Source organism: Aeromonas molluscorum, assembly GCF_051376105.1.
Lineage (GTDB): Bacteria > Pseudomonadota > Gammaproteobacteria > Enterobacterales > Aeromonadaceae > Aeromonas > Aeromonas molluscorum.
Window position 1 is genome coordinate 290535 of record NZ_JBPQCY010000003.1, and the last position, 25905, is coordinate 316439.

Annotated in this window: 23 protein-coding genes and 2 pseudogenes; 8 read left to right on the plus strand and 17 right to left on the minus strand. The window is 59.0% G+C overall.

Features of this window, described 5'->3' with window-relative positions:
- Nucleotides 1–143 precede the first annotated feature (143 nt).
- From mnmE to ACSMDR_RS20675, 8 genes are all read right to left on the minus strand, one after another.
- Nucleotides 144–1505 (minus strand): tRNA uridine-5-carboxymethylaminomethyl(34) synthesis GTPase MnmE, encoded by a 1362-nt coding sequence (gene mnmE / locus ACSMDR_RS20640; RefSeq protein ID WP_436469535.1) that lies wholly within the window; start codon nt 1503–1505, stop codon nt 144–146.
- A 99-nt stretch (nt 1506–1604) separates the two neighbouring features.
- Nucleotides 1605–3248: a membrane protein insertase YidC gene (gene yidC, locus ACSMDR_RS20645; RefSeq protein WP_005893151.1), complete on the minus strand. Its 1644-nt coding sequence runs from the start codon at nt 3246–3248 to the stop codon at nt 1605–1607.
- Nucleotides 3249–3253: 5 nt separating this feature from the next.
- Complete coding sequence (gene yidD / locus ACSMDR_RS20650; protein ID WP_005893148.1) at nt 3254–3502, minus strand: membrane protein insertion efficiency factor YidD; 249 nt, start codon at nt 3500–3502, stop codon at nt 3254–3256.
- Nucleotides 3469–3828: a ribonuclease P protein component gene (gene rnpA / locus ACSMDR_RS20655; RefSeq protein WP_005893145.1), complete on the minus strand. Its 360-nt coding sequence runs from the start codon at nt 3826–3828 to the stop codon at nt 3469–3471. Before rnpA ends, yidD begins: the two co-directional genes overlap by 34 nt.
- The gene (rpmH, locus tag ACSMDR_RS20660; RefSeq protein WP_005893143.1) at nt 3828–3965 is read right to left on the minus strand and encodes a 50S ribosomal protein L34; all 138 of its coding nucleotides are present in this window, start codon (nt 3963–3965) and stop codon (nt 3828–3830) included. The genes rnpA and rpmH overlap by 1 nt, the downstream gene beginning before the upstream one ends.
- Before the next feature lie 267 nt (nt 3966–4232).
- Nucleotides 4233–4967, minus strand: a complete 735-nt coding sequence (locus tag ACSMDR_RS20665) for an amino acid ABC transporter ATP-binding protein (RefSeq protein WP_005893141.1) — start codon at nt 4965–4967, stop codon at nt 4233–4235.
- A 14-nt stretch (nt 4968–4981) separates the two neighbouring features.
- Nucleotides 4982–5650 (minus strand): amino acid ABC transporter permease, encoded by a 669-nt coding sequence (locus tag ACSMDR_RS20670; RefSeq protein ID WP_152435930.1) that lies wholly within the window; start codon nt 5648–5650, stop codon nt 4982–4984.
- On the minus strand, nt 5651–6409 hold the full coding sequence (locus tag ACSMDR_RS20675) for an amino acid ABC transporter substrate-binding protein (protein WP_005893137.1): 759 nt from the start codon (nt 6407–6409) through the stop codon (nt 5651–5653).
- 300 nt (nt 6410–6709) lie between these two features.
- Here ACSMDR_RS20675 and dnaA point away from each other — a divergent pair, with 300 nt between their 5' ends.
- Genes dnaA through gyrB form a run of 4 tightly spaced genes read left to right on the plus strand, consistent with a single transcriptional unit; the run spans nt 6710 to nt 12716 of the window.
- Entirely contained in the window at nt 6710–8080 is a 1371-nt protein-coding gene (gene dnaA, locus ACSMDR_RS20680; protein ID WP_005893135.1) for a chromosomal replication initiator protein DnaA, read from the plus strand.
- Nucleotides 8081–8095: 15 nt separating this feature from the next.
- Nucleotides 8096–9199 (plus strand): DNA polymerase III subunit beta, encoded by a 1104-nt coding sequence (gene dnaN / locus ACSMDR_RS20685; protein WP_005893132.1) that lies wholly within the window; start codon nt 8096–8098, stop codon nt 9197–9199.
- Nucleotides 9200–9201: 2 nt separating this feature from the next.
- Nucleotides 9202–10305: a DNA replication/repair protein RecF gene (recF, locus tag ACSMDR_RS20690; protein WP_005893129.1), complete on the plus strand. Its 1104-nt coding sequence runs from the start codon at nt 9202–9204 to the stop codon at nt 10303–10305.
- A complete protein-coding gene (gyrB, locus tag ACSMDR_RS20695; RefSeq protein ID WP_005893126.1) occupies nt 10302–12716 on the plus strand; it encodes a DNA topoisomerase (ATP-hydrolyzing) subunit B in 2415 nt (804 codons plus the stop codon). The genes recF and gyrB overlap by 4 nt, the downstream gene beginning before the upstream one ends.
- A 190-nt stretch (nt 12717–12906) precedes the next feature.
- Here the strand turns inward: gyrB and ACSMDR_RS20700 are convergent, their stop codons facing one another.
- Both ACSMDR_RS20700 and ACSMDR_RS20705 read right to left on the minus strand, forming a co-directional pair.
- Nucleotides 12907–13284: a VOC family protein gene (locus ACSMDR_RS20700; RefSeq protein WP_436469604.1), complete on the minus strand. Its 378-nt coding sequence runs from the start codon at nt 13282–13284 to the stop codon at nt 12907–12909.
- A 70-nt stretch (nt 13285–13354) separates the two neighbouring features.
- Nucleotides 13355–14059 (minus strand): helix-turn-helix transcriptional regulator, encoded by a 705-nt coding sequence (locus ACSMDR_RS20705; RefSeq protein WP_436469536.1) that lies wholly within the window; start codon nt 14057–14059, stop codon nt 13355–13357.
- Between the two features lie 278 nt (nt 14060–14337).
- Here ACSMDR_RS20705 and ACSMDR_RS20710 point away from each other — a divergent pair, with 278 nt between their 5' ends.
- Nucleotides 14338–14751, plus strand: coding sequence for an Hsp20 family protein (locus ACSMDR_RS20710; protein ID WP_436469538.1), 414 nt, complete (start codon nt 14338–14340; stop codon nt 14749–14751).
- A gap of 74 nt (nt 14752–14825) precedes the next feature.
- Nucleotides 14826–15266, plus strand: coding sequence for an Hsp20 family protein (locus ACSMDR_RS20715; protein WP_436469540.1), 441 nt, complete (start codon nt 14826–14828; stop codon nt 15264–15266).
- Between the two features lie 62 nt (nt 15267–15328).
- Here ACSMDR_RS20715 and ACSMDR_RS20720 read toward each other — a convergent pair whose 3' ends face one another.
- A complete protein-coding gene (locus ACSMDR_RS20720; RefSeq protein WP_005906983.1) occupies nt 15329–16600 on the minus strand; it encodes a valine--pyruvate transaminase in 1272 nt (423 codons plus the stop codon).
- Between the two features lie 281 nt (nt 16601–16881).
- Here ACSMDR_RS20720 and ACSMDR_RS20725 point away from each other — a divergent pair, with 281 nt between their 5' ends.
- The gene (locus tag ACSMDR_RS20725; RefSeq protein WP_005906984.1) at nt 16882–17115 is read left to right on the plus strand and encodes a hypothetical protein; all 234 of its coding nucleotides are present in this window, start codon (nt 16882–16884) and stop codon (nt 17113–17115) included.
- Here ACSMDR_RS20725 and ACSMDR_RS20730 read toward each other — a convergent pair.
- Nucleotides 17081–17659 (minus strand): annotated as a pseudogene (locus ACSMDR_RS20730) (AraC family transcriptional regulator); the annotation flags it as partial. The gene ACSMDR_RS20725 and the pseudogene ACSMDR_RS20730 sit on opposite strands and share 35 nt — an antisense overlap.
- A 19-nt stretch (nt 17660–17678) precedes the next feature.
- Here ACSMDR_RS20730 and ACSMDR_RS20735 point away from each other — a divergent pair.
- Nucleotides 17679–18161 (plus strand): annotated as a pseudogene (locus ACSMDR_RS20735) (MFS transporter); the annotation flags it as partial.
- Nucleotides 18162–18165: 4 nt separating this feature from the next.
- Here ACSMDR_RS20735 and ACSMDR_RS20740 read toward each other — a convergent pair.
- From ACSMDR_RS20740 to kdpA, 5 genes are all read right to left on the minus strand, one after another.
- Nucleotides 18166–18849 (minus strand): response regulator, encoded by a 684-nt coding sequence (locus tag ACSMDR_RS20740; RefSeq protein ID WP_005906987.1) that lies wholly within the window; start codon nt 18847–18849, stop codon nt 18166–18168.
- Between the two features lie 49 nt (nt 18850–18898).
- Entirely contained in the window at nt 18899–21496 is a 2598-nt protein-coding gene (locus ACSMDR_RS20745; RefSeq protein WP_436469542.1) for a DUF4118 domain-containing protein, read from the minus strand.
- The gene (locus tag ACSMDR_RS20750; protein ID WP_436469543.1) at nt 21489–22013 is read right to left on the minus strand and encodes a potassium-transporting ATPase subunit C; all 525 of its coding nucleotides are present in this window, start codon (nt 22011–22013) and stop codon (nt 21489–21491) included. The genes ACSMDR_RS20745 and ACSMDR_RS20750 overlap by 8 nt, the downstream gene beginning before the upstream one ends.
- Before the next feature lie 85 nt (nt 22014–22098).
- Nucleotides 22099–24153, minus strand: a complete 2055-nt coding sequence (kdpB, locus tag ACSMDR_RS20755; protein WP_436469544.1) for a potassium-transporting ATPase subunit KdpB — start codon at nt 24151–24153, stop codon at nt 22099–22101.
- Nucleotides 24150–25829 carry a potassium-transporting ATPase subunit KdpA gene (gene kdpA / locus ACSMDR_RS20760; protein WP_436469605.1) on the minus strand — a complete coding sequence of 560 codons (1680 nt, stop codon included), beginning with the start codon at nt 25827–25829 and terminating at the stop codon, nt 24150–24152. The genes kdpB and kdpA overlap by 4 nt, the downstream gene beginning before the upstream one ends.
- Nucleotides 25830–25905: the final 76 nt, after the last annotated feature.

Below are 25905 nucleotides of genomic sequence, written 5' to 3' on the forward strand. Positions count from 1 at the left end.
TCCGCATGTGCTCCAGAATTTATCTTCGGAGCACACGTGGAGCAAGAATCGACAAAACCCTTCAAATTGCTTCCCACCCAATAAAACAAAATTATTTTAAAATCATAATTTTGCTTTGATTTGGTTTGATGCGTTTTACTCTTTTACTTCCCGATGCAGAAGCTGGAGAAGATGCGGCCCAGCAGATCGTCGGAGCTGAACTCGCCGGTGATCTCGGACAGAGACTCCTGTGCCAGGCGCAGCTCTTCGGCCACCAGCTCGCCGGCAACATAGATCTCGAGTTGCTCCTTGGCCACCACCAGCCGCTCGGCGGCGCGTTCCAGGGCATCCAGGTGGCGACGGCGAGCCATGAAGCCTCCCTCGGTATTACCCTGGAAGCCCATGCAGGCCTTGAGGTGATCCCGCAGGGCGGGCAGCCCCAGCTCTGTCTTGGCGGAGATGCGATAGACGGCGTGACCCAGTTCCTGGCTCGGGGCCAAGTCTTCGCCGGTCAGGTCTGCCTTGTTGCGCACCACGGTAAGACCGATGTTTTTTGGCAGGCGATCGACGAAGTCCGGCCAGATCTCCCGCGGGTCTATCGCATCGGTCGTTGTGCCATCCACCATGAAGAGCACCCGGTCGGCCTGCGCTATCTCGGCCCAGGCTCGCTCTATACCTATCTTTTCTACCTGATCCTGGGTGTCGCGCAGGCCCGCGGTGTCGATGATGTGCAGCGGCATACCATCCAGGTGGATGTGCTCGCGCAGCACGTCGCGCGTGGTGCCGGCGATCTCGGTGACGATTGCAGATTCACGCCCGGCCAGGGCGTTGAGCAGGCTAGATTTACCGGCGTTGGGACGACCGGCGATCACTACCTTCATCCCTTCTCGCAGCAGGGCGCCCTGTTTGGCTTCTGCGCGCACTCCGTCCAGCTCGGCCATGATGGCGTGCAAGTCCCCCGACACCTTGCCATCGGAGAGGAAGTCTATCTCCTCGTCCGGGAAGTCGATGGCGGCTTCCACATAGATGCGCAGATGGATCAGGCTTTCGACCAGATGCTGTATCTTGCTGGAGAACTGACCCTGCAGGGAGTGCATGGCGCTGCGGGCGGCCTGCTCGCTGGAGGCTTCAATCAGATCGGCGATGGCCTCGGCCTGGGCCAGATCCAGCTTGTCGTTCATGAAGGCGCGCTCGCTGAACTCGCCGGGACGAGCGGGGCGCAGTCCCTTTATCTGCAGAATGCGGCGCACCAGCATGTCCATGATGACGGGGCCGCCATGACCCTGCAGCTCCAGCACATCTTCACCGGTGAAGCTGTTCGGCGCCTTGAACAGCAGGGCGATGCCCTGATCCAGCGGCTGGCCTTGCTCATCCTTGAACGGCAGGTATTCGGCATAGCGCACCCGGGGTAGCCTGCCGAGCACTATCTCGGCGACCTGTTCGGCAGCTGGGCCCGAAACCCGTACTATGCCGACGCCACCACGGCCGGGGGCGGTGGCCTGGGCCACGATCGTATCTGTTGTCATCTTGCTTGGCTCACTCATCCGGGAATGGGTTCTGTCATTGCGGACATTGTAATAAAAAAGGCGGCCCGAAGGCCGCCTCTTTTGTCATCGCTGTGAAGATCAGCTGCGAGTGTGCAGCCCTTTCTTCTCCAGTTGACGGTAGATGATGGTCTGCTGGGTAATGGAGATGACGTTACTCACCAACCAGTACAGGGTCAGGCCAGCCGGGAACCAGAGGAACATGAAGGTAAAGATGATCGGCATGAACTGCATCACCTTCTGCTGCATGGGGTCCGTGATGGTGGTCGGGCTCATCTTCTGCAGATACCACATGGAGGCGCCCATGAGGATTGGCAGTACGAAGAAGGGATCCTTGACCGACAAGTCAGTGATCCAGAGGGCAAACGGCGCGTGGCGCAGCTCGACCGATTCCATCAGTGCCCAGTAAAGGGAGATGAAGATCGGCATCTGGACCAGGATGGGCAGACAGCCGCCGAGCGGGTTGACCTTCTCCTTCTTGTACAGCTCCATCATGCCCTGGGACATCTTCTGGCGATCGTCACCGAAGCGTTCCTTGAGCGCGGCCAGCTTGGGCTGCAGCATGCGCATCTTGGCCATGGAGGTGTACTGGGCCTTGGTCAGCGGGAACATGATGCCGCGCACCAGCAGGGTCAGCATGATGATCGCAACACCCCAGTTACCCACGAAACCGTGGAACACGGTCAGCAACCAGTGCAGCGGCTGAGCGATGAACCAGAGCCAGCCGTAATCGACGGACAGGTCCAGGTGCTCGGCGACCGTGGCCATCTTGTCCTGCAGTTTCGGACCGACCCACAGTTTGCTGGTCAATTCGGTCTGCTGGCCGGCAGCTACGTCAACCATAGGCGCCTTGTAGCCGATGATCGCCTGGTCTTTGCCTGGGATGGTGCGGCTATAGAAGCTGTTGGTATCGCTGGCATTCGGTGCCCAGGCGGAGACGAAGTAGTGCTGCAGCATGGCGACCCAACCACCCTTGGTGGTCTTGTTCAGGTCGGCATCCTTCATCTCGTCGAAGGTGTACTTCTTGTAGCGGCTCTCTTCGCTGGAGAAGGCACCACCACGGTAGGCACTTGCCACCAGAGCATGACCTTCCTGATCCTTGGGCGTGGTCACGGTCTGCTTGAGCTGACCGTAGAACTGCACCTGCACCGGTTCGGCGGATTTGTTGTCGATCTGGTAATCGACGCCAACGGCATAGTCACCACGCTTGAGCACGAAGCGCTTGGTGAAGACCACACCTTTGCTGTCGGTCCAGGTCATCGGCACCACTATCTGATCCTGACCCTCGGCCAGCTGGAAGCTGGTCTGGGCGGCTTCATAGGTGGGACGGCCTTCGGTACGGCTATCCGGACCATCACGACCGACCAGACCACTCTGGGCGACATAGATGAACTGGGGTTGGCTGGTCAGCAGTGTGAACGGCTCATCCATGCCTTCTTGCAGCTTGTGGGCCAGCAGTTGGGCAGAGACGATATCGCCACCCTGGGTATCCAGGGTCAATTTGAGCACGTCAGAGGAGACGGTGATCAGCTTGCGGGCAGCGCTGGCATCGGGGGCTTGCTCGGAAACCTGAGGAATATCACCGGTCTGACCGGCTTCAGGCACGAAATGTTCAGTTTGGGCCACAGGGGCCGGCTTCGGAGCCTTGTCGGACTCCCACTGTTGCCAGAGCAGAAAGCTCACGAACAGCAAACCGATCAGAATTAGATTGCGTTGTGATTGCATAGTCTTCAGTTTCTTCGCTTTGGTTGCGGAACCGGGTCATAACCACCCTCGGATAAGGGATGGCATTTTAATAGACGTTTGCTGGCTAACCAAACGCCTTTTATGAAACCGTGAAGTCGGAGAGCTTCTATCGCAAATTGGGAACAAGTTGGAGTAAAACGGCAGCGCGGCCCCAGCAGGGGACTAATGATTAGCTGATACAGGCGTATCAGTTTGATAGCTACCCATTGCAACGGCGTGACAGGGTGCGCCATAGCTTTTCCAGTAACTTGAAGAGTTCCTCGTTATCCATCTCTTTCACACCGGCCTTGGCGATCACGACGATGTCGATAGCGGGCAGGTTGGTTTGATTGAGACGAAAGCTTTCCCGTACCACTCGTTTGACACGATTACGCCACACGGCGCGCTTGAGTGCTTTTTTGGGCACAGCGAGACCAAGACGGGGATGTTCGAGAGTATTAGGACAGGCGAGAAGCGTTATTTGCGGGGAAGCGGCCCGGACAGGCTCTGCGAAAACGCGTTTGAAGTGTTCGGGAGTTAACAGACGTAACTCCCGAGCGAAGGTGTGCGGCGTAGGCATTAAGCTGCCAGACGGGCACGACCCTTGGCACGACGAGCGGCCAAAACTTTACGACCGTTGGCAGTAGCCATGCGGGCGCGGAAACCGTGAGAGCGCTTGCGCTTCAGGTTGGACGGCTGAAAAGTACGTTTACTCATGATTAGATTCCGTATTTCTGTACAGTTTTGATTGTCACACTGAGCCGACGCGCCAGCTATAGCGTGTGACGACTAGCAAAAGAGGCCGAATTCTAAACAGAGTTCGGCTTCCAGTCAATCCGCCGTACCCCCTCATCTTGCTCTAACTCGTGAAGAGGCAGCGAAAGTTGACAGGATCCGAAGGATCAAGGGCCCGAATTATACTGGCATGCCGGGGTTAAACAAGGATCCTTCATTAAAAAAGGCGGCCAGGCCGCCAGTGAAGCGCTATTTCAGCACCTTGCGCAAGAATTCCCGGGTGCGGGGATCCTTGGGATCGACCAGTATCTGATCCGGTGGACCTTGCTCGACGATCCGCCCTCCCTCCATGAAGATCACTCGATCCGCTACGTCCCGGGCAAACTCTATCTCATGGGTCACCACCACCATGGTCTGGTGTCGGCGGGCGAGTTGCTTCATCAGACCCAGCACCTCATCAACCCATTCGGGATCGAGCGCCGAGGTGGGCTCGTCAAACAGGATGACCTTGGAGTGGGCTGCCATGGCCCGTGCGATGCCGACTCGCTGTTGCTGGCCGCCGGACAGCGACGCCGGGTAGGCATCCTGCTTATCGGTGAGGCCTATCTCCTTGAGAATGGCCAGCGCCGTGGCACGAGCCTCCGCCCTGGGCTGTTTCCAGACGGTCACCAGCCCCTCGGCGATGTTGTCCAGCGCCGTCTTGTTGGCAAACAGGGCATAGTTCTGGAATACAAAGGAGGCGCGCTTGCGCAGTTCTATCGCTTCCTTCTCGCTTGCCTTGGCCAGATCGAGTTGGATGTCGTCAATGGCCAGGGTGCCAGCATCCGGAGTTTCCAGCAGATTGAGACAGCGTAGCAGGGTCGACTTGCCTGTGCCTGACGGCCCGATGACAACCACTATCTCGCCCTTCTTTATCTCCAAATCGATGTTGTTGAGCACAACATTGCCATCGAATGCCTTGGTGAGGCCGCTCAGTGTGATCATGAGTTGTCCCTCCCTTAATAGGCGCGGTTGAGGCGCACTTCCAGCAGATGCTGTATGCGAGTGAAGAAGATGACCACTACCCAGTAGACCAGGGCCACCGCCATGAAGCTCTCGAAGAACTTGAACGACGAAGCGGCTTCCATTTGTGCCTTGCCCATTATCTCAGCAACACCCAGGGTGAAGGCCAGGGAGGTACTCTTGATCATGTCGATGAAGTAGTTCATCAGCGAGGGAGTGGCGATGCGGGCCGCTTGCGGCAATATGATGCGCTGCATGGCCTGCAACTTGCTCATGCCGATGCTGAGCGCGGCTTCCATCTGGCTCTTGTGGATACCCAGGATGGCGGCGCGGATCGACTCTGCCATGTAAGCTGCAAAGTGCAGGGTCAGGCCGACGATGGCGGCGGTAAAGGCATCCATCCCCACGAAGACAGGGAAGAGTTGCGGCAGGCCGTAATAGAGCAGGAACAGTTGAACCAGCAGCGGGGTACCTCGGAAGAACGAGATATAGAGCATGGCCAACCAGTGAATGACGGGAACGCGAAACACCCGCACTATCGCCAACATCAGCGACAGGACGAGTGCCAGTACGAATCCCCACAGGGCCATTTCCATGGTCGTGCCCAAGTATTTGAGCAGAATAGGAAACAGCCCTAGCGTGTAATCGAGATCGAATTCCATCATTTATTTATTGGTGATGTCCGCCGCGAACCACTTCTCGGAGATCTGCTTGAGAGCACCCTCTTTGCGCATGGCCGTCAGCGCTTCATCGACCTTGGCCAGCAGGGCTTGCTGCTTGGGAGTCTTCAGGAAGGGCAGGGCGTTTTCGATGGTCTCGAACGGCTTGCCAGCCTGTTGCAGCGGCAGCTTGGACTCTTTGATCAGCTGAGCGGTGGAGACGCGGTCCATCACGAAAGCATCGATCCGACCCAGGGCGACATCCTGCTCGAAGGCGGAGTCGTAGGTGCGGATATCCATCTTGTGGTCCGGATCGTTTTTGCGCAGCAGCTCTTCGAAGTTGGAGCCCAGGTTGACGGCGACCTTCTTGCCTTCCAGATCCTTGATACCCTGGATGGTATTGTTGCCCTTGCGGACCACTATCTGGGCACCGTCATAGACATAAGGCTGGGAGAAGTCGTACTTGGCCTTGCGCTCGTCAGTGATGGTTATCTGGTTGGAGATGGTATCGACCCGACCGGTTTCCAGCATGCCAAACAGGCCGGAGAAGCTGGCGGTCACGAACTCTACCTTGTAGCCAGTACGCTCACCGATCTGATTCCACATGTCGACTTCAAAGCCCTGCAGCTTGTCCTGCTTGACGAAGGTGAAGGGGAAATATTTGCCAGACATGCCGACCTTGATGGTCTCCTGGGCGACGGCCTGGCCACAGAGCATGGCCAACAGTATGGCGGCGCCGGACACCAGCTTGATAGATGAAGACATGGGTATACCTCTCTCTGTTGTTCTGTGTTTCTAGTTGTAATGACTGAAAGTGAGTGAATGTTATTGGAATAAATGCTGAAAAATAAATCATATTTGGTTATATCAAATAACCCTGAATCACCCCGGATCCTGCCTCATCCATGCTGTGGGTAAGTTTGGGGATGAAATGGGATCCTGAGCCGTTGGATCCTTGAAAGTCAAGGATCTTATTTGCTGGATCCGCGAGCTGGCGGCTAGAGATCCAGCGGCTAAAAACGTAGAATAGCCGGTCTTTAGTTAATCAATAAACGGGAGTCCAGAGTGACTGCTTCGCTATGGCAGCAGTGCCTTCACCGGCTGCAAGATGAATTGCCCTCGGCAGAATTCAGCATGTGGATCCGGCCGCTTCAAGCGGAGTTGAGTGACAATACTCTGACCCTGTATGCACCGAATCGCTTCGTCCTGGACTGGGTACGTGACAAGTACCTGCTTAGAGTCAATGGCATCATCACCGAGATCTGTGGTGTTGATGGCCCCACCCTGCGTTTTGATATAGGAAATCGTCCCCACCCGGTTGCCGTTGCGAGAGCTCCGGTGCGCGGCGCCGCGCCTGTGAATAACTTGCAGAAAAGCTGGGAAAGCAAGGACGCCGCCAAGCCCGAGCCAAACCACAAGAGCAACACCAACGTAAACTACACCTTCGAGAATTTCGTCGAGGGTAAGTCGAACCAGTTGGCCCGTGCGGCAGCCCGTCAGGTTGCCGATAACCCGGGCGGGGCCTATAACCCCCTGTTCCTCTATGGCGGTACCGGTTTGGGCAAGACCCACCTGTTGCATGCGGTCGGCAATGCCATCAAAGAACGCAAGAAAGATGCCAAAGTCATCTACATGCACTCCGAGCGTTTCGTCCAGGACATGGTGAAGGCGCTGCAGAATAACGCCATTGAAGAGTTCAAGCGTTATTACCGTAGCGTCGATGCCCTGCTCATCGATGACATCCAGTTCTTCGCCAACAAGGAGCGCTCCCAGGAGGAGTTCTTCCATACCTTCAATGCGTTGCTGGAAGGTAATCAACAGATCATCCTGACCTCGGATCGTTATCCTAAGGAGATCAACGGCGTTGAAGATCGTCTCAAATCCCGCTTTGGCTGGGGATTGACGGTGGCTATCGAGCCGCCGGAGCTGGAGACTCGTGTCGCCATTCTGATGCGCAAGGCGGACGAGAACCAGGTTCATCTGCCGGACGAAGTCGCCTTCTTCATTGCCAAGCGGTTGAGATCCAACGTCCGTGAACTGGAAGGGGCCCTCAACCGGGTCATCGCCAACGCCAACTTCACCGGCCGGGCCATCAACATCGACTTCGTGCGCGAAGCGCTGCGCGACTTGCTGGCGCTGCAAGAGAAGCTGGTGACCATAGACAACATCCAGAAGACGGTGGCCGAGTACTACAAGATCAAGCTGGCTGACCTGCTCTCCAAGCGGCGTTCCCGCTCGGTGGCCCGCCCTCGTCAGCTCGCCATGGCCCTGGCCAAGGAGCTGACCAACCACAGTTTGCCGGAAATAGGGGATGCCTTCGGTGGCCGTGACCACACTACCGTCCTTCATGCCTGTCGCAAGATAGAGCAGCTGAAGGAGGAGAGTCACGACATCAAGGAAGACTATTCCAACCTGATCCGTACCCTTTCGTCCTGATAACGGAGAGCACAGATGCAGCTCGAAATTAGCCGCGAGGCCCTGTTACGTCCCCTGCAACTGGTGTCCGGCGCCCTGGGTGGCCGACCGACACTGCCCATCCTCGGCAACGTCCTGCTCGATGTGAGCCATGGCTTGCTGTCGCTGACCGGCACCGATCTCGAAGTCGAGATGATAGGTCAGGTCCATCTCGAGGGCGCAAGCCAGGATGGTCGTACTACTGTGCCTGCCCGCAAGCTGCTGGACATCTGCCGTGGCCTGCCGGAAGGAGCTGAGATACGTTTCAATACCGAGGGTGAGCGACTCATCATTCGTTCCGGTCGCTCCCGCTTCAACCTGTCGACCCTGCCAGCGACCGAGTACCCCAACATCGAAGATTGGGAATCCGTTCTCGAGTTCGATATCAGCCAGTTGGAGCTGAAGAGGCTGATTGAGGCGACCCAGTTCTCCATGGCGAGCCAGGACGTGCGTTATTACCTGAACGGCATGCTGTTCGAGAGTGAGGGCCATGGTTTGCGCACCGTCGCGACCGATGGCCACCGGCTGGCGACTTGCCGCCGGGAGGTGGTTGAAGATTCGCTGCCCGATCATCAGGTCATTCTGCCCCGTAAGGGGGTGCTGGAGCTGGTGCGCCTGCTGGAAGCGGAAGACAAGCCGGTCCGGCTGCAAATCGGTCGCAGCAACCTGCGCGCCGCCCTCGATGGTTTCATCTTTACCTCCAAACTGGTGGATGGCCGCTTCCCCGATTGGCGCCGTGTCATCCCCCGTGGCAGCGACAAGGCCCTGATCGCCGGGCGAGAGGATTTGCGCCAGGCATTTTCCCGGGCAGCCATCCTCTCCAACGAAAAATTCCGTGGCGTGCGTCTCAATTTGCAGCAGCATTTGCTGCGGATCACCGCCAATAACCCGGAACAGGAAGAAGCCGAGGAGCTGCTTGACGTACAATATGACGCCAGCGAGCTGGAGATCGGTTTCAACGTCTCCTATGTGCTGGACGTGCTGAATACGTTAAAATGTGACCAGATCCGGGTCAGCCTGAGTGACTCCATCAGCAGTGCCATTATTGAGGATTTTGACAGTCAGGACGCTCAATACGTGGTCATGCCGATGCGGATCTAGTCGTGTCCCTGGTCAAGCTCCAGCTCAATGACTTTCGCAATATCCAGCAAGCCAGTCTCCAGCTGTCCCCAGGACTCAATATTCTGGTCGGCAACAATGGCAGCGGCAAGACCAGCGTGCTGGAGGCTATTCACTACCTTGGCCTTGGCCGCTCCTTTCGCACTCACCTAACCGGGCGCGTTGTCCGTCAGGGCGAGAAGGGGTTTGTCTTGTTCGCCCAGTGCGAGCTAGAGGGGCGCACCGTGCCCATCGGCCTCGCCAAGGAGAAGAACGGTGATACCCAGCTCAAGATAGCCGGGGCCCAGGCCCAGCGGTTGGCTGACCTGGCTGAGTTGTTGCCGGTGCAGTTGATCCATCCCGATGGCTTCGATCTGTTGACCGGCGGTCCCCAGCCACGACGTGCCTGGCTCGACTGGGGCGTGTTTCACCAGCAACCTGGATTCTTCTCCTTGTGGGGGCGAGTGCGGCGGCTGCTCAAGCAGCGCAATGCCCTGCTGCGCAGCGCGACCCAGTATCGCCAGCTGGCATTCTGGGATCAGGAACTGGCACGGCTCGGTGATGAATTGGCAGGCTTTCGCGCCAGCTATTGTCAGGCTATCACGCCGCTCATCCAGGAGATGACGGCGGATTTTCTGCCGGAGTTCGATATCAGCCTCGGCTTTTATCGCGGCTGGGAGAAGGATACCCCCCTCGGCGAACTGCTGGAGGCGGGATTCGAGCGGGATCAAAACTTGGGTTATACCGGTGTCGGCCCCCAGAAAGCCGATGTGCGCCTCAAGGCGAACGGGGTGCCCGCTCAGGATATTTTGTCCCGGGGTCAGTTGAAGTTGCTGGTTTGTGCCATGCGACTGGCCCAGGGGCTCTATTTGAATCAACATAGCAGCCGTGGCTGTATTTTTTTAATTGACGATTTTGCCTCTGAACTGGACATCGACAAGCGCCGTCTGTTGGCCGCAAGGCTGAAGCAGTGTGCGACTCAGGTGTTTATCACCGCCATCGATACCAGCCAGCTCGCAGACATGATGGATGCGAATGACTGCAAGTTGTTCCACGTGGAACAAGGCAAGATCTCCGAAACGCTAGAGAAGGCAGAGAGTAAGCTATGAGTGAAAATACTTACGACTCCTCGAATATCAAGGTGCTGAAAGGGCTGGATGCAGTCCGTAAGCGCCCGGGGATGTATATCGGCGATACGGACGATGGCTCGGGTCTGCACCATATGGTGTTCGAGGTCGTCGATAACTCCATTGACGAAGCTCTGGCTGGCTACTGTTCCGATATCCAGGTCAAGATCCATTCCGACGGTTCCGTCTCAGTGCGTGATAATGGCCGGGGGATTCCGGTCGACATGCACGAGGAAGAGGGCCGCTCCGCTGCCGAAGTCATCATGACTGTGCTGCACGCCGGCGGTAAGTTCGATGACAACTCCTACAAGGTGTCCGGCGGTCTGCATGGCGTGGGCGTCTCAGTCGTCAATGCCCTGTCCGAGAAGCTGCTGCTGACCATTCGTCGTAATGGCCACGTCTATGAGCAGACCTATCACATGGGTGAGCCACAGGCTCCGCTCAAACAGATTGGTGACAGCAACGGCACTGGGACTGAAGTCCGCTTCTGGCCGAGCGCGACCATCTTCACCGATACCCTGTATCACTACGATATCCTGGCCAAGCGCCTGCGCGAACTCTCCTTCCTCAACTCTGGCGTTTCTATTCGCCTCGAAGATGAGCGCGATGGCCGTGAGGTGCACTTCTGCTACGAGGGGGGCATCAAGGCCTTCGTCGAATATCTGAACCAGAACAAGACCCCGATCCACCAGAAGGTGTTCCACTTCTCCACTGAGCAGGACGGCATTGGCGTGGAAGTCGCCATGCAGTGGAACGACGCCTATCAGGAAGGGGTTTACTGCTTCACCAACAACATTCCCCAGCGCGATGGCGGTACCCACCTGGTGGGCTTCCGTACCGCGCTGACCCGTACCCTCAACACCTATATGGATCGTGAGGATTACAGCAAGAAGGCCAAGATGTCTGCCGCCAGCGGTGATGACGTCCGTGAAGGCCTGATTGCCGTCATCTCGGTCAAGGTACCGGATCCCAAGTTCTCCTCCCAGACCAAGGACAAGCTGGTCTCTTCCGAAGTGAAGACTGCCGTTGAGCAGGCGATGGGTGAGAAGCTGGGAGAGTTCCTGCTGGAGAACCCGGGCGATGCCAAGATCGTGGTCAACAAGATCATCGATGCGGCCCGTGCCCGTGAAGCGGCCCGTAAAGCGCGCGAGATGACCCGCCGCAAGGGCGCGCTGGATATCGCCGGCCTGCCCGGCAAGCTGGCAGACTGCCAGGAGAAAGACCCGGCCCTGTCCGAACTCTACATAGTGGAAGGGGACTCTGCTGGCGGCTCCGCCAAGCAGGGTCGCAACCGCAAGAACCAGGCCATTTTGCCGCTCAAGGGCAAGATCCTGAACGTAGAGCGGGCTCGTTTCGATCGCATGATCTCCTCCCAAGAGGTAGGTACCCTGATCACGGCCCTGGGCTGTGGCATAGGTCGCGACGAGTACAACCCGGACAAGCTGCGCTATCACAACATCATCATCATGACGGATGCGGACGTCGATGGTGCGCACATCCGTACCCTGCTGCTGACCTTCTTCTATCGTCAGATGCCGGAGATCATCGAGCGTGGCTATGTCTATATCGCCCAGCCGCCGCTCTACAAGGTCAAGAAGGGCAAGCAGGAGCAGTATCTGAAAGACGAAAATGCCCTGCTGCAGTACCAGACTGCCATGGCGCTGGATGGTGCTACCCTGCACGTCAATGAGTCTGCACCGGCCATCGGTGGCGAGGCGCTGGAGCGACTGGTCAACCAGCACCGCGCCGTGTCTCACCTGATCACTCGCATGTCCCGTCGCGCTCCGGATGCCGTGCTGACTCAGCTTATCTATCAGCCTGAGTTGAACGAAACCCTGCTGGCCAGCGAGAGCGATCTGCTGGCTTGGTGCCAAACCATGGAACTCGTGCTCAACGAGAGCAACCACGGTATCCAGTACCAGATGCAGGTGCGTCGTGACGAAGAGCGTCGCCTGTTCGTGCCGCATGCCGTCGTGCGTCAGCACGGTGTCGACCGCGAATACTCGATCAGTTATGACTTCCTGCAGTCCAATGAGTACCGTCAGTTGGTCTCTCTGGGCAAGGAGATCGCCAATCTGATCGAGGAGGGTGGTTTCATCAAGCGGGGCGAGAAGATAAAGCCTGTCGACAACTTCGTGGAAGCCGTCGACTGGCTGATGGGCGAAGGCAAGCGTGGCATCTACATCCAGCGCTATAAAGGACTGGGTGAGATGAACCCGGAGCAGTTGTGGGAAACCACCATGGATCCGGAAGCGCGTCGCATGTTGCGCGTCACCATCGAAGATGCGGTCGGTGCCGATCAGCTCTTCTCTACCCTGATGGGGGATGCTGTCGAGCCGCGTCGTGAATTCATCGAGAACAACGCCCTGCGGGTGGCTAACCTCGACGTCTAATCGACGCAGTCAGACAGCAAAAAGCCGCTCCTTGTGAGCGGCTTTTTTACATCTGTAGTCAACGGGATCGCGCTATCCGTTCCCCATTGTGGGATGACGGCCAGCCTTGGATTACTTCGGCTCGTCATGGATGTTCCACGTGAAACACAGTGCTGACCATTGCCAGCTAAACATTTGTGGCTGTTTATCATCAGCCCAGTTCGGGTGCCGGGCAGTAGAGGCGCAGGCGGTGGCCATCCGGATCGAGCGCCATGCCGGTATAGCCAAACTCCATCTTGGTTGGCTGCTGGAGTATGGTCAGGCCGCGAGCCTGCCATTTCGCAAACTCGGTATCGACGCTGGCATCATCTGGTAGAGGGAAGGCCAGCTCCATGGCGCCTGCACTCTGGGTAACGGCGGGTTCTACTGTGGCACTGGACCAGAGCGCCAGCCTGGCGCCTGACTCGAACACGAACATGACAAAGGTGGGAGACTCTTCGACTGGCGGGTGGCCAAACAGCTCGCGATAGAAGAGGGCGCTGCGAGCCGGATTGGCGACATAGAGAATGGTGAACTGCGGGACTAACAACATGGTAACGCTCCTTGATTCGGTGGAGGGCGCATTTGCGCCGACCCGGTCAGCATGGCGCTACCTGCTGTCAGTTTCTGTCAGCAATGAATTTTGGTTGCGGGATCTGCTGGGTAGCACGCCACTCTTTCAGCAGGGTCTCTCTGCTCTTGGGATAGCAGTTATCTTCCTGCTGCATCCGGGCGATGCGATCTACTCGAAAGTGACGAAAGCCCTGCCGCAGTTCGCACCAGGTGACCAGTACCCGCACCTGCTCGAAGTAGCCGAGAGCAAATGGCCAGACGGTGCGCTCAGATAGATCCTCTTTCAGATCGCGATAGTTCAGGGTCACCTTGCGCTGCTGGCGGATGGCGCTGCGCAGCGGAGCCTCATCGACAGGGGTGTCGCTGCGGGAGGTGCCGATCAGCAGGGCATTGGCCTGGAGCTGTTGGCGGTATTCGGCGGGCAGCACGGCCTCTATCTTGGCCAGTGCACTGCTGGCAGATGCACTCAAGGCTTCATCACAGTGCGCGACGACCCAGCGTGAACCCAGCACCAGGGCTTCCAGCTCCTCTTCGCTGAACATCAGCGGTGGCAGCATGAAGCCGGGGCGCAGCACATAGCCGATACCGGGCTCACCCTCGATATGGGCACCTTGAGCCTGCAGGGTGGCGATATCCCGATAGAGGGTGCGCAGACTGATGCCAAGCTGGCTGGCCAGCTCTGTGCCTGTGATGGCGTAACGGTGACCGCGCAACAGCTGGAGCAGGGCCAGCAGGCGTTCGGAACGGGACATGGCATGGCTCCTTGGGATCTGCGGTTAGGGTGCCATGTTTGGGCGAGCCGGAACAAGGTGGGGGATTATGCTCACCTCTTTTATTATCACTAGAAGATGCCAAGGGAAGCTAAGAGCCACATCTGATGTTTCACAAAATTTTTCATTTTTCGCCCTTGAAAGCAAAAAGCTGGCCCCTATATAGGTAACAAGGCCGAAACGCTCGACAGAGGTTTCGACCAGGAGCCCGTCCGACAGGAGGGCAAATAATCCGTTATCGCTCACAAGAGGGTAATACTATGCGTTCTATCGATTTTTCCCCGCTCTATCGTTCTGCCATCGGTTTCGATCGTCTGGCCAATCTCATCGAATCTGCGGCCAGCAATGGCAATGCCGGTTACCCCCCCTACAACATCGAACAGCTGGGCGAGAATGACTATCGCATCAGTATGGCGGTGGCTGGCTTTACTCAAGAGGAGCTGGAGCTGAGCTTCCAGGAGAACCTCTTGACCGTGAAGGGCAGCAAGCAGGCCGAAACCGATCGCAACTATCTCTATCAGGGCATCGCCGAGCGTGGCTTCGAGCGTCGCTTCCAGCTTGCTGACTATGTGCGAGTCAAGGGTGCTGACCTGAAGAACGGCTTGCTCCACATCGAGTTGATGCGCGAAGTGCCCGAGGCCATGAAGCCACGCAAGATTGCCATCAACGGCTGAACCTTATGAATTGCAGGGTGCCGATCCATGGGCCCGCTTGATTGAAACCTGTTGCTTATTAGAAGGATAGGATTATGCAGAACCTCGATTTTTCTCATCTCTATTCCAATGCCGTCGGCTTCGAGCGGATGGCCCGTGAACTGGAAGGCGCGTTTGCACAGAAGAACTCGGCCTATCCCCCCTACAATATCGAGAAGCGGGGAGAGAACAGCTACAGTATCACCATCGCCGTGGCTGGGTTTGAGCGAGATGAGCTGGAGCTGGAAACCGAACAGGGCACCCTCAAGGTAAAAGGACGCAAGGTCCCCGCTGAAGGGGAGCGTCACTTCCTCCACCAGGGGATCGCCGAGCGTGACTTCGAATTGGCCTTCAAGCTGAGCCAGCATGTCGAAGTGCAGGGTGCCAAGCTCGAGCATGGCTTGCTCACTATAGAACTGGCCCGTGACATGCCAGAGGCGCTCAAGCCACGCACCATCCCCATTGGTAAGTCAGACTCGCTGGCATTGCCGAGCTAAGCATATCGTCGTGAAAAAGGCCTGCATTTGCAGGCCTTTTTGTATTTGTCTGTCGAGATTTTTCAACCGACCCGGGCCCGGGTCTCGGTGCCATAGAGGGCATTGATCTCCTCGGCCAGAATGGCGACACCACGGCGCACCAGGTCTTCATTCTGGGCATAGTTGAGGCGAATGCACTCCTGACTGTGGCGCCAGTTCTGATCCTCTATGCCCGGGAAGAAGTAGTGGCCAGGAACTATCAGCAGGTTCTTCTGCTTGAGACGTTCGTAGAGTTCCTGGCAATGGATCGGCAAGTCCTCGAACCAGAGCCAGAGGAACAGCGCACCTTCCGGCTTGTGGATATGGAAGCGCGGATCCGGGATGGCATCGCGCAGCAGGCGGACGGCCAGATCGGCACGCTGGCGATAGAAGGGCTTCACTACCTGTTCGCTCAGCTCGATGATCTCTCCGCTCTCGATCAAGGGAATGGTCAGCGCAGGCCCCAGGCTACCCGGTGCCAGGTTGATGATGCCGCTCAGGTTGGTCATGGCTTGGATGACCTGCTCGTTGGCGATGACGATACCACAGCGGGTGCCCGGCAGCCCCAGCTTGGAGAGGCTCATACAGAGAATGGTGTTGCTGTTCCAGAAGGGTTTGGCCTCACTGAAGATGATGCCGGGGAAGGGCACACCATAGGCATTGTCGAGGATAAGGGGGATGCCCTTGTCGCGGGCTATCTGATCCAGGTGCTCAATTTCCTCATCGGTCAGCACGTTGCCGGTCGGATTGGTAGGACGAGAGACGCAGATAGCGCCAATGTCATCTCCGACTTCCAGGCGCTCGAAGTCCACATGGTATTTGAATTGGCCCTCAGGCAGTTTCTCTATGGTGGGCTTGTAGGCGACGAACTGCTCTTCAGTCAGGGCAGAATCGCCGTAGCCAATGTATTCGGGGGCCAGCGGAAAGAGGATTTTCTTCTTGCGGCCATCGCTGAACTCGCCGGCCAGCAGATTGAACAGATAGAAGAAGGCGGTCTGACTGCCATTGGTAAGGGCAATGTTGCGAGCCGAAATATCCCAGCCCAATTCAGCCTTGAGTAACTTGGCCAGCGCCTGGGTGAATCTGTCTTTGCCCTGGGGGCCATCATAGTTGGCCATTGCTCTGATCAGCTCACCACTGTCGAGCAGTGTCTGCGCCTGTTGCTGAAAACGCTCCAGCATGGCCGGTATGGGGGCCGGATTGCCTCCCCCCAGCATGATGGCATTCGGGTTGGTCAGCCCCTGATTGAGATCATCCATGAGTTGGGTGATACCTGCGTGGCGAGTGAACTTCTCGCCGAATACAGAAAATTCCATTCGGTAACGCTTCCAGAGTCTGTTGCGAAGATGTAGACCTTAGCTCAGTTTAAAAGCGGGTGTCGATGAAAAAATCCCTTGTTCCACGTGGAACAAAACAGGCCGTTTAACTGGTGGTAAAAATCGCCATTAATTGGTTTGAATTTGAACTAATGATGAGTTTCGCTTGGCAATGGTAAGGCGATTTTTAGATAAAAAACTTAAATATCAATATGTTGTGATTTTGGCACAAGAATTGGAATAGTCAGGCTGTCATAGCGACTCATACCGGAGAAATGAACATGAAGAGCCTGATCACCACCTTGATGCTGAGCACCCTGAGCCTGTCTGTCATGGCCGATGATGCCGCCAGACCCGAACTGGATCTGGCGAGTTTGCAGCAAGAGATCCACGAACAGCAGCAGCAGGCCTCCCGGTCTGTGGTGGCCGATGCCATGGTCAATCTGAGACAGCTCCCCCTCGATACCCTGGTGACAGAGATCAGCCCGGCCGTGTCGACCGCTCCCCGCAGTTGAGATACTGCATGGGGGTCTGCCCCATGTGCTGTTTGAAGAAGCTGATGAAGGCGCTGTCGCTGGAGAATTCCAGCGCAGCAGCCACCCGGCTGTTGGGTACGGCCTCGGCCAACAGCTCCATAGCGCGTAGCAGACGCCACTGCTGACGCCAGGCCTGATAGCTCATGCCGGTGTCCCGCATGAAGATTCGGCCAATTGTCTTGTCGCTGGCACCCACCCGTTCGGCCAGCCGGTTGAGCCGATCGGGCAGGGTGTCACCCTGCGTTATCTCCTGCAACCATGCTGTCAGGCGCGGGTCTGTCGGCAGAGGTAACTGCCAGGATTCTCGTGGTGCTTGCGCCAACTCCTCCATGAAGAGTGCCAGCATCCTGCACTGTTCCTCTTCCGGTTTATCCCATGACCAGAACGCCATGCGTTCTATGATCTCCCGCAGCAGCGGATTGACCGCAATCACCTGCACACTGACTGGCAGCGCTGGCTGTGGCGTGAAGTAGAGGGAGCGATAAGCCACCACCCCACGCATCAAAACTCTATGGGGTGGACCATCTACAGCCCGGTGCTGACTGCTCAATACCATGCTGTTTGGTTACTACAGCTTGGCGCCATTCCTGTTTGCTGGATTGGGTTTGAGTGTCAGCGAGTTTGGTTATTCCGGCGCCGTGTTGGCAGTGGCGACCCTGCTCGGCAGTTTGCTGAACAAGCATCTGCTGGGCAAGGGGCGGCAGTCGCTATCGCTTATCCGCCTGGCCGCGTCGCTGGCGCTGGGGGCGGGGGTTGCTGTGTGGGCGAGCCAGGGCTCGCTCTGGTTCCTGCTGCCCATGATGGGGGTCGTGGTGGCCTTTGGTATCGCCATTCCCAATGTGCTCAGTCAGGCCTTACTGGCCTATCGCGAGGTGGCAGGCAGTGCTGGCGCCCTGTTCGGGCTGGCTTACTATCTGTTGCTCAGCCTGGGGTTGGCGATGGCCGCGCTCGTGCAGGATCTGGGGTTGTTGCTCGCAGGCTGTGGCGTGTTGGCCGTTCTGTGTAGCGAGCGACGTTCCACGTGAAACATCAGCTGCCGATAAAACGGTAGCCGATGCCAGATTCGGTTTCGATCAGGCTGGGTTGCTGAGGGTTATCTCCCAGCTTCTTGCGCAGGCTGGCGATGACGATACGCAGGTAGTGGGTATCTTCCTTGTGACTGGGGCCCCAGATCTCGTTGAGTAGCTGAGTCTGCAAGACCAGTTTTCCCGGGTGGCAGACTAGCGTCTGCAACAGGGCAAACTCCTTGCGCGAGAGCGCGATCTCCTGGCCACGCAGACTCACCTTGTGGTTGCCTATCTCCAGGGTCAGATCGCACTGGGGGAAGTGGCGGCTGTCACCACTGCTGGCCCCGGCTCGCTGCCGCAGCAGCACCCGGATGCGGGCCATCATCTCCCCAATGCCGAACGGCTTGCTCATGTAGTCGTTGGCGCCCGCATCCAGCAGTCGTACCTTTTCCTGCTCCGAATCCCGTGCCGACAAGATCAAGACCGGATGAGGGTGGTGGGCCCGAATGGCTTGCAACACCGCCAGGCCATCACCATCGGGTAGACCCAGATCCAGAATGACCAGATCAGGATTGAGGTGACGATACTGGGTTAGCCCCTCCTGCACACTGGCCGCCTCGCTCACCTGATGACCCTCGGCGATCAGGCTGATGCGCAAAAAGCGCCGGATCGGGACTTCGTCATCTATGACCAATATATGGGCCATCTGCTCTCCTGAAGTGCATGTTCAATCCGTGTGAAGTGTGAAGGCCATCTCATCCTTCCTGGCCGTGAGGGGCATTGAGGGCCAGCGGCAGGGAGATACGCATGCAGGTGCCGTTGCCGTTGGGACCGGCGAAGGCCCAGATACGGCCGCCATGGGCCTCTATCATAGCGCGGGAGATGGCGAGGCCAAGCCCGGTGCCACGACTGCCACTGTCTCCCACCGGCTGGGTGTAGAAGAGATTGAAGATCTTGTCTCTGTCTGCGGCGGCGATGCCGACCCCAATGTCGATGACATCCAGGATGAGATCGGGCTCGGCCAGCATGACTCTGAACTCTATGGGCGTACCGGCTGGGGAGTAGCGAGAGGCGTTGTCCAGGATGTTGACCAGCACTTGTTCGAGCAGGGCGCCATGGACATAGAGGAGCGGCGGAGTCTGGTCGAAGTGGATCAACAGGGCGTGCTGACGCCAGGACGTATCGAGGCGGCGGCGGGCGTTCTCTACCAGTTCGGCCAGATCTACCCAGTCTCGCTTGAGCTGGAAATCCGGCGAACCAATGCGGGTCATATCCAGCAGGTTTTGCACATAACTGTGCAGGCGTTGAGCCTCTTCCTGTATCGAGAGCAGCAGTTCATCCCTGTCCTGTTGGCCAATTCTGTCGCCGTAGGCCAGGAGTGTGCTGCCAGCCCCCATGATGGCGGCCAGTGGCGTCTTCAGGTCATGGGAGACGGAAGAGAGCAGGGCGGCTCTCATCCTGTCCGTTTCCGCTTGCAGCTGACTCTGGGCCAGCCGTTCATTCAGTTCGATACGGGCAAGGGCGGCGCGGATATCGGTCAGCAGAGCCTGCAATTGGTGTTCGGCCGACGCGGAGAGGGGTTGAGCCAGTCGAATGCCGAGGACCAGTTCACGGGTGAGCGGGTGATATTGGGCCTCGGCGGCGTTGAGAGTGGCAGTGTAGGCGCCGGCGCTCTGCTGCTGGGAGAGGCTCCAGTCGATGGCCGCCTTGTCGGTCTGACCAGGCAGGTAAGGGGTGGTACCGGCGCGATCCTGATAGAGGTTGTCGATGGCGAAGGCTGGCTGGGCCAGGGCAAGGGAGATGGCTTGCGCACCTTGGCGTAACACTTCCTCCGGACCATTGGCGCTGGCCAGCTCCTGACTGAGGGAGAGCAGGGCGGTGCCGAGCTGCTGAGTTTCACGCAGCCCGATCAATTGCTGACGTTGGCGAGAGGCGAGCCGCCCCGCTGCTATGCCGACGATGAGCAGCACGAACAGGGTCAGCAGGTCGCTGTGACTGTGTACCGTCAAGGAGAAGTAGGGCACGGTAAACAGCAGGTTATGGGCGAGAAAGCCGAGAATGGCGGCCAGAATCGCGGGCAGTTGACTGGTGGTGAGCGCCGTGGCCAGCACCCCCAGTACAAACAGCAATGGCAGGGAGGCGGCAGGTAGCCAATGGGAGAGACCCCAGGCCATGGCCGAAGTGATGGCCATGATGGCGACCGCCAGCAGGCACTGTCTCATCTGCCCGGGCGGCGCCTCGCGCAGAATGGGCCCTGCGTGGTGGGGGCCTGTATCGACCAGGGTGATCTCCAGTCCGCGGGCCCGTTGCAATAAATGCTGTACCAGAGAGCGCCGCCAGGGGGCCTTGTGGGGCTTGCCAAGCAGCAGTTGCGAGGCTTGCTGCTGGGCAGCCGTCTCCATCAGGGTATCGGCTACCGCCGGGCTGGAGAGAGTCAACACCTTGGCACCCAGTTGGGCGGCCAGTGCCAGCGCTTGTTCAAGCTGGGGCGAGCGCTGGCCACGACTATCCACATGCACCACCAGCCAGGGCAGTTGGCGGCGCTGGGCGAGGCGATGGCCGTGGCGTACCAGGGCCGGGCCATGTTGTTCCCCGAGGCAGACCATCAACTTGCCCCGCAGCGGCTGGGTACTCTTGCCGGCGGCCTGCCACTGCAGTTGCAGATCTCCCTCCACATGGCTGGCGGCAGTCTGCATCGCCAGCTCGCGCAGGGCGGTGAGGTTGTTGAGAGAGAAGAAGGAGTGCAGGGCCGCCATGGCTTGCTGTGGCACATAGACTTTGCCCTCGCGCAGGCGATCGAGCAGCTCGCGGGGGGGCAGATCTATCAGTACCAGGCTGTCGGCTTCCAGCAAGACACTGTCTGGCAGAGTCTCCCTGACCCTGACTCCCGTCAGTTGCCACACCAGATCGTTGAGGCTCTCCAGGTGTTGCACGTTGAGGGTGGTGTAGACGTCGATACCTGCATCGAGCAGCTCTTGCACATCCTGCCAGCGCTTCTCGTGGCGGCTACCCGGGGCGTTGCTGTGTGCCAGTTCGTCAACCACGGCGATGGCGGGTTTGCGGGTCAGCAAGCCATCCAGATCCATCTCGTCGAGTCGTTGCTGGCGGTGCAGATGAGTCTTGCGTGGCAAGATGGCCAGCTGATCGAGCAGGGCCAACGTCTCCTGGCGGCCATGGGTCTCCACCACACCGATCAGTATGTCCGTCCCTTCTCTGGCCTGTTCCCGCGCCGCCAGCAACATGGCGTAGGTCTTGCCTACGCCAGGCGCCGCGCCGAGGAATACCTTCAGCCTGCCCTTGCTCTCCTCTGCCAGGCTGGCCAGCAGGGCATCCGCCCTCTGCTCATCACGCATCCTTTTCCTTATCGAGTACCAGATTCAGCTCGAGAATATTGACGATCTGCGGGCCTAGGATACCAGCTTGCGCCCGGGACTTGACCAGCTCCGTCAACTGTTCTGGATCCAGTTGCCGGGCCTGGGCGACCCGGGCCACCTGAGCCAGCACGGCATCAAGGGGCAGTTGAGGGTCTACCCCGGATCCAGAGCGGGTCAGCATGGTGGGGGAGTGCCCCTGCCCGGCGGCGGCTTGCTGCTGGGCAAACTCGCTCCGTTGTGGCGAGCTCATTCCCAGATTGCTGCCGCCGCCCCCCAGAGTGGCATGGGCGCTGGCGGAGGGGCGGGAGTGAAAGTATGCCGCCTTGGTGAATGGCTGGGCCAGCAGGGCGCTGCCGACCAGCTGGTTGTCCCGGTTGATGAGCTGGCTGCCATTGGCCTGCCAGGGAAAGGCGAGCTGGGCCAGCAAGGTGACCGTCAGCGGATAGGCGACACCGAGCAGCAGGGTCAGGGTGAGCAGTGTTCTGATGGCAATCATGATTCTTCCTTCTTCCAGGCGTTCGGCCGGTGACGGCGAACGCGATGAATCGGGGGCCAGCATCGACGGCCCCCATGGGGTTTTGCTACACCAGGCCAAAGCCGGTGACGACCAGATCGATGAGCTTGATGCCGATAAAGGGAACCAGCAGACCGCCGAGGCCGTAGACCAGCAGGTTGCGACGCAGCAGGCTGGCGGCACTGCCACTCAGGCTGACACCGCGCAGGGCTAGAGGCACCAGCGCCACAATGATCAGGGCGTTGAAGATGATGGCCGACAAGATGGCGCTCTGGGGACTGCCGAGCTGCATCAGGTTCAGCGCATCGAGTTGGGGATAGGCGGCAATGAACAGGGCCGGCAGTATGGCGAAATACTTGGCCACATCGTTGGCGATGGAGAACGTCGTCAGGGCTCCCCGGGTCACCAGCAGCTGCTTGCCGACTTGCACCACGTCCAGTAACTTGGTGGGGTTGGAGTCCAGATCGATGAGATTGCCTGCCTCCTTGGCGGCCTGGGTCCCCTCATTCATGGCCAGACCCACATCCGCCTGGGCCAGGGCTGGGGCATCATTGGCACCATCGCCGCACATGGCCACCAGCCTGCCGCCTGCCTGCTCCTGACGGATATAAGCCAGCTTCTTCTCCGGCGTCGCTTCGGCGATGAAGTCATCCACCCCGGCCTCGGCGGCGATAGCGGCGGCGGTGAGCGGGTTGTCCCCGGTGATCATCACAGTGCGGATGCCGAGATGGCGCAGCATCTGGAAACGAGCCTTGATGCCGGGCTTGATGATGTCCTTGAGGTAGACGGCGCCGAGCAGTTTCTCCTGGTTGCAGACCAGCAGCGGGGTGCCACCCTGGCGCGCGATGCGCTCCACCGCCAGGCGGATCGGCTCAACGAGCTGCTTGGGGGTCATCCCCAGATAGGCGAGGACGGCATCCACGGCGCCTTTACGATAGCGGTGATGGCCCCGATCCAGCCCGCTCAGTCGGGTCTCGGCACTGAAGGGGATCAAGCTGTCATCCGGATCCAGACTCGGCCTAGTCTGGCTCTTGGCCGCCAGGGTGAGGATGGATTTCCCCTCAGGGGTGTTATCGCCCAGGGAGGCCAGCATGGCTGCCTGAGCGAGCAGGCCGGGTTCTATGCCGGGCGCCGGGATGAACTCATCCGCCATGCGGTTGCCGAAGGTGATGGTGCCGGTCTTGTCGAGCAACAGGGTACGTACATCCCCGGCCGCTTCGACCGCCCGCCCCGACTTGGCAATGACATTGAGCTTTACCAGCCTGTCCATGCCGGCGATACCGATGGCGGAGAGCAGGCCGCCTATGGTGGTCGGGATCAGGGTGATAAAGAGCGCGATCAGATAGATCCTGGGCACCTGGCTGCCGTTGTAGGCGAGGAACCAGGGCAGGGTAGCGACCACCAGCAAGAAGATCAGGGTCAGCCCGACCAGCAGGGCATCGAGGGCCATCTCATTCGGGGTCTTCTGGCGCTTTGCCCCTTCGACCAGGGCTATCATTCTGTCGAGGGTGCTCTCGCCCGGGTTCTGGGTGACTCGCACCCAGATCCTGTCCGACACCACCTGGGTGTTGCCGGTGACGCCACTGCGATCCGTGCCGGACTCGCGAATGACGGGGGCCGACTCTCCCGTGATGGCCGCCTCGTTGACCGAGGCGATCCCGGCGATGACCTCGCCATCCGCCGGTATGGTCTCGCCGCTGCAGACCAGCACCATATCCCCCTTCACCAATTGACTGGCAGGGATCCAGCTGCCCAGGCTGTCATCCGGGGAGCTGACCCAGCGAGCCTGGAGCTGGCTCATACCCGCCTTCAGACTGTCGGCTCTGGCCTTGCCTCGTCCCTCGGCCAGAGCCTCGGCGAAGTTGGCAAACCAGAGGGTCAGCCACAGCCAGGCTGTGAGCTGCCAGGCCAGGCTGGCCTGCACTCCGGAGATGGGCTGGCCAAGCAGGGACTCTATGGTGGCCATCAGCGCCGCCAGCCAGAGCGTAAAGAGGATGGGGCTGGCCAGCAGCGCCTTGGGATGGAAGCGTCGCAGCGCCGTGATGGCGGCCTGAACCAGCAAGGAACGGCTCTTGCCGCTGGTGATCTCCTCGGTCAGCGAGTTGGCATTGGACAGGTTCATGGTTGAACTCCTAGCAGCAGATGTTCGGCGACGGGTCCCAGTGCCAGTACGGGCAGGAAGGAGAGGCCGCCCATCAGCAGGACTGTGATGATAAGCAAGGTGATAAACAGCGGGCCGCGTACCGGGAAATCCCCGTCTCCCCGGTCCTGGGTGGGGGCCTTGGCGAGTTGGCCGGCGATGGCGAGTACCGGGATGATGTAACCAAAACGCCCGAGCAGCATGGCCAGCGCGATGGCAATACATTGCCAGCTGTCGGCGGCGCCAAAACCGGCGAAGGCCGAGCCGTTGTTGCCGGTCGCCGAAGCATAGGCATAGAGCAGGCGGGATAGACCGTGTGGGCCCTCATGGCCAATGACGGCTTGCGAGCCGGGCAGCAGCAGGGTCAGGCCGCCGATCACCAATACGCCGACCGGCATGACCAGCATGCTGGCGACGACCCACTTCATCTCCGTGATACCGAGCCGCTTGCCGAGATAAGTCGGTGTGCGCCCCACCATCAGACCGCACAGGAAGACGGTCAGCAGCACGAACAGCATCATGCCGTAGATACCTGCGCCGACGCCGCCAAATACCACCTCTCCCAGCAGCATGTTGATCATGCCGACCATGCCGCCCAGGGGGGTGAAGCTGTCATGCATGGCATTGACCGAACCGTTGGAAGCGGCTGTGGTCGCCACTTCCCAGATACTGGAAAGTACGGGGCCGAAGCGGCTCTCCTTGCCCTCCCAGTTGCCTGCCTGACCACTCAGTTGCGCCAGATTCGGATCCGCTTTCAGCTCCTGACTGATGGAGAGGCAGAGCCCCAGCACCAGCAGCAGTGTCATGGCAGCCAGAATGGCGCGACTGTGGCCCGCATCCTTCACGTAGCGTCCCAGAGTGCAGACCAGGGCGGCGGGCAGGGTCAGCAGGGCCACCATCTCCAGCCAGTTGCTGAGGGCCGTCGGGTTTTCGAACGGATGGGCCGAGTTGACCCCAAAGAAGCCGCCACCGTTGGAGCCGAGCTGCTTGATGGCGATTTGCGACGCGGCAGGGCCCAGCGGCATCAACTGCTCCTGTCCTTCCACACCATGGAATGGCAGGTAGGCAGACAGACTCTGGGGAACCCCTTGCCAGACCAGCAGCAGGGCCATGATCAGCGCCATGGGCAGCAAGACATAGAGGCAGAAGCGCACCAGATCGCGCCAGAAGTTGCCCAGATGATGGGTCTGCTGGCGGGACAGGCCACGGAACAGGGCGATGGCCACAGTGGCCCCGGTACCGGCCGAGACGAAGTTCTGGGTGGTAAGCCCGACCATCTGGCTGAAATAGGAGAGACTGGCCTCACCGGAATAGGCCTGCCAGTTGGTATTGGTCATGAAGCTGACCGCAGTATTAAGGGCCAGCGGCCAGTCAAGCCCTGGCAGAGCTTGCGGGTTGAGGGGCAGCAGTCCCTGGGCCATCAGGATCAGGAACAGCAGACCGGCACCTGCGCCGTTGAAGGCGATCAGACTCAGGCCATAGGACTTCCAGTCCTGCTCCCGACCATCTGTGCCGCAGCAGGCCAGGGTGAGGCGTTCAAGGGGGGCCAGCCAGCTAACCCGCCCCTCGAATACCCGGTGAAGATAGGCGCCCAGCCAGGGGGCGGGGAGCAGTACCAGCAGCACGAAGGCGGCCGGGTAAAGATATGCTTGCCACATCATGGTCTCCTCACTCATGGCTGCGCGTCAGGGCGCGAGCGAGGTAACAGACGAGGGCGAGGACAAGCAACAGATA

Coding starts and splice junctions, on each gene's coding strand:
- mnmE (WP_436469535.1), bottom strand. CDS start 1,505: ATGACAACAGATACGATCGTGGCCCAGGCCACCGCCCCCGGCCGTGGT.
- yidC (WP_005893151.1), bottom strand. CDS start 3,248: ATGCAATCACAACGCAATCTAATTCTGATCGGTTTGCTGTTCGTGAGC.
- yidD (WP_005893148.1), bottom strand. CDS start 3,502: ATGGCGCACCCTGTCACGCCGTTGCAATGGGTAGCTATCAAACTGATA.
- rnpA (WP_005893145.1), bottom strand. CDS start 3,828: ATGCCTACGCCGCACACCTTCGCTCGGGAGTTACGTCTGTTAACTCCC.
- rpmH (WP_005893143.1), bottom strand. CDS start 3,965: ATGAGTAAACGTACTTTTCAGCCGTCCAACCTGAAGCGCAAGCGCTCT.
- ACSMDR_RS20665 (WP_005893141.1), bottom strand. CDS start 4,967: ATGATCACACTGAGCGGCCTCACCAAGGCATTCGATGGCAATGTTGTG.
- ACSMDR_RS20670 (WP_152435930.1), bottom strand. CDS start 5,650: ATGATGGAATTCGATCTCGATTACACGCTAGGGCTGTTTCCTATTCTG.
- ACSMDR_RS20675 (WP_005893137.1), bottom strand. CDS start 6,409: ATGTCTTCATCTATCAAGCTGGTGTCCGGCGCCGCCATACTGTTGGCC.
- dnaN (WP_005893132.1), top strand. CDS start 8,096: ATGCAGCTCGAAATTAGCCGCGAGGCCCTGTTACGTCCCCTGCAACTG.
- gyrB (WP_005893126.1), top strand. CDS start 10,302: ATGAGTGAAAATACTTACGACTCCTCGAATATCAAGGTGCTGAAAGGG.
- ACSMDR_RS20705 (WP_436469536.1), bottom strand. CDS start 14,059: ATGTCCCGTTCCGAACGCCTGCTGGCCCTGCTCCAGCTGTTGCGCGGT.
- ACSMDR_RS20710 (WP_436469538.1), top strand. CDS start 14,338: ATGCGTTCTATCGATTTTTCCCCGCTCTATCGTTCTGCCATCGGTTTC.
- ACSMDR_RS20715 (WP_436469540.1), top strand. CDS start 14,826: ATGCAGAACCTCGATTTTTCTCATCTCTATTCCAATGCCGTCGGCTTC.
- ACSMDR_RS20720 (WP_005906983.1), bottom strand. CDS start 16,600: ATGGAATTTTCTGTATTCGGCGAGAAGTTCACTCGCCACGCAGGTATC.
- ACSMDR_RS20725 (WP_005906984.1), top strand. CDS start 16,882: ATGAAGAGCCTGATCACCACCTTGATGCTGAGCACCCTGAGCCTGTCT.
- ACSMDR_RS20740 (WP_005906987.1), bottom strand. CDS start 18,849: ATGGCCCATATATTGGTCATAGATGACGAAGTCCCGATCCGGCGCTTT.
- ACSMDR_RS20745 (WP_436469542.1), bottom strand. CDS start 21,496: ATGCGTGATGAGCAGAGGGCGGATGCCCTGCTGGCCAGCCTGGCAGAG.
- ACSMDR_RS20750 (WP_436469543.1), bottom strand. CDS start 22,013: ATGATTGCCATCAGAACACTGCTCACCCTGACCCTGCTGCTCGGTGTC.
- kdpB (WP_436469544.1), bottom strand. CDS start 24,153: ATGAACCTGTCCAATGCCAACTCGCTGACCGAGGAGATCACCAGCGGC.
- kdpA (WP_436469605.1), bottom strand. CDS start 25,829: ATGTGGCAAGCATATCTTTACCCGGCCGCCTTCGTGCTGCTGGTACTG.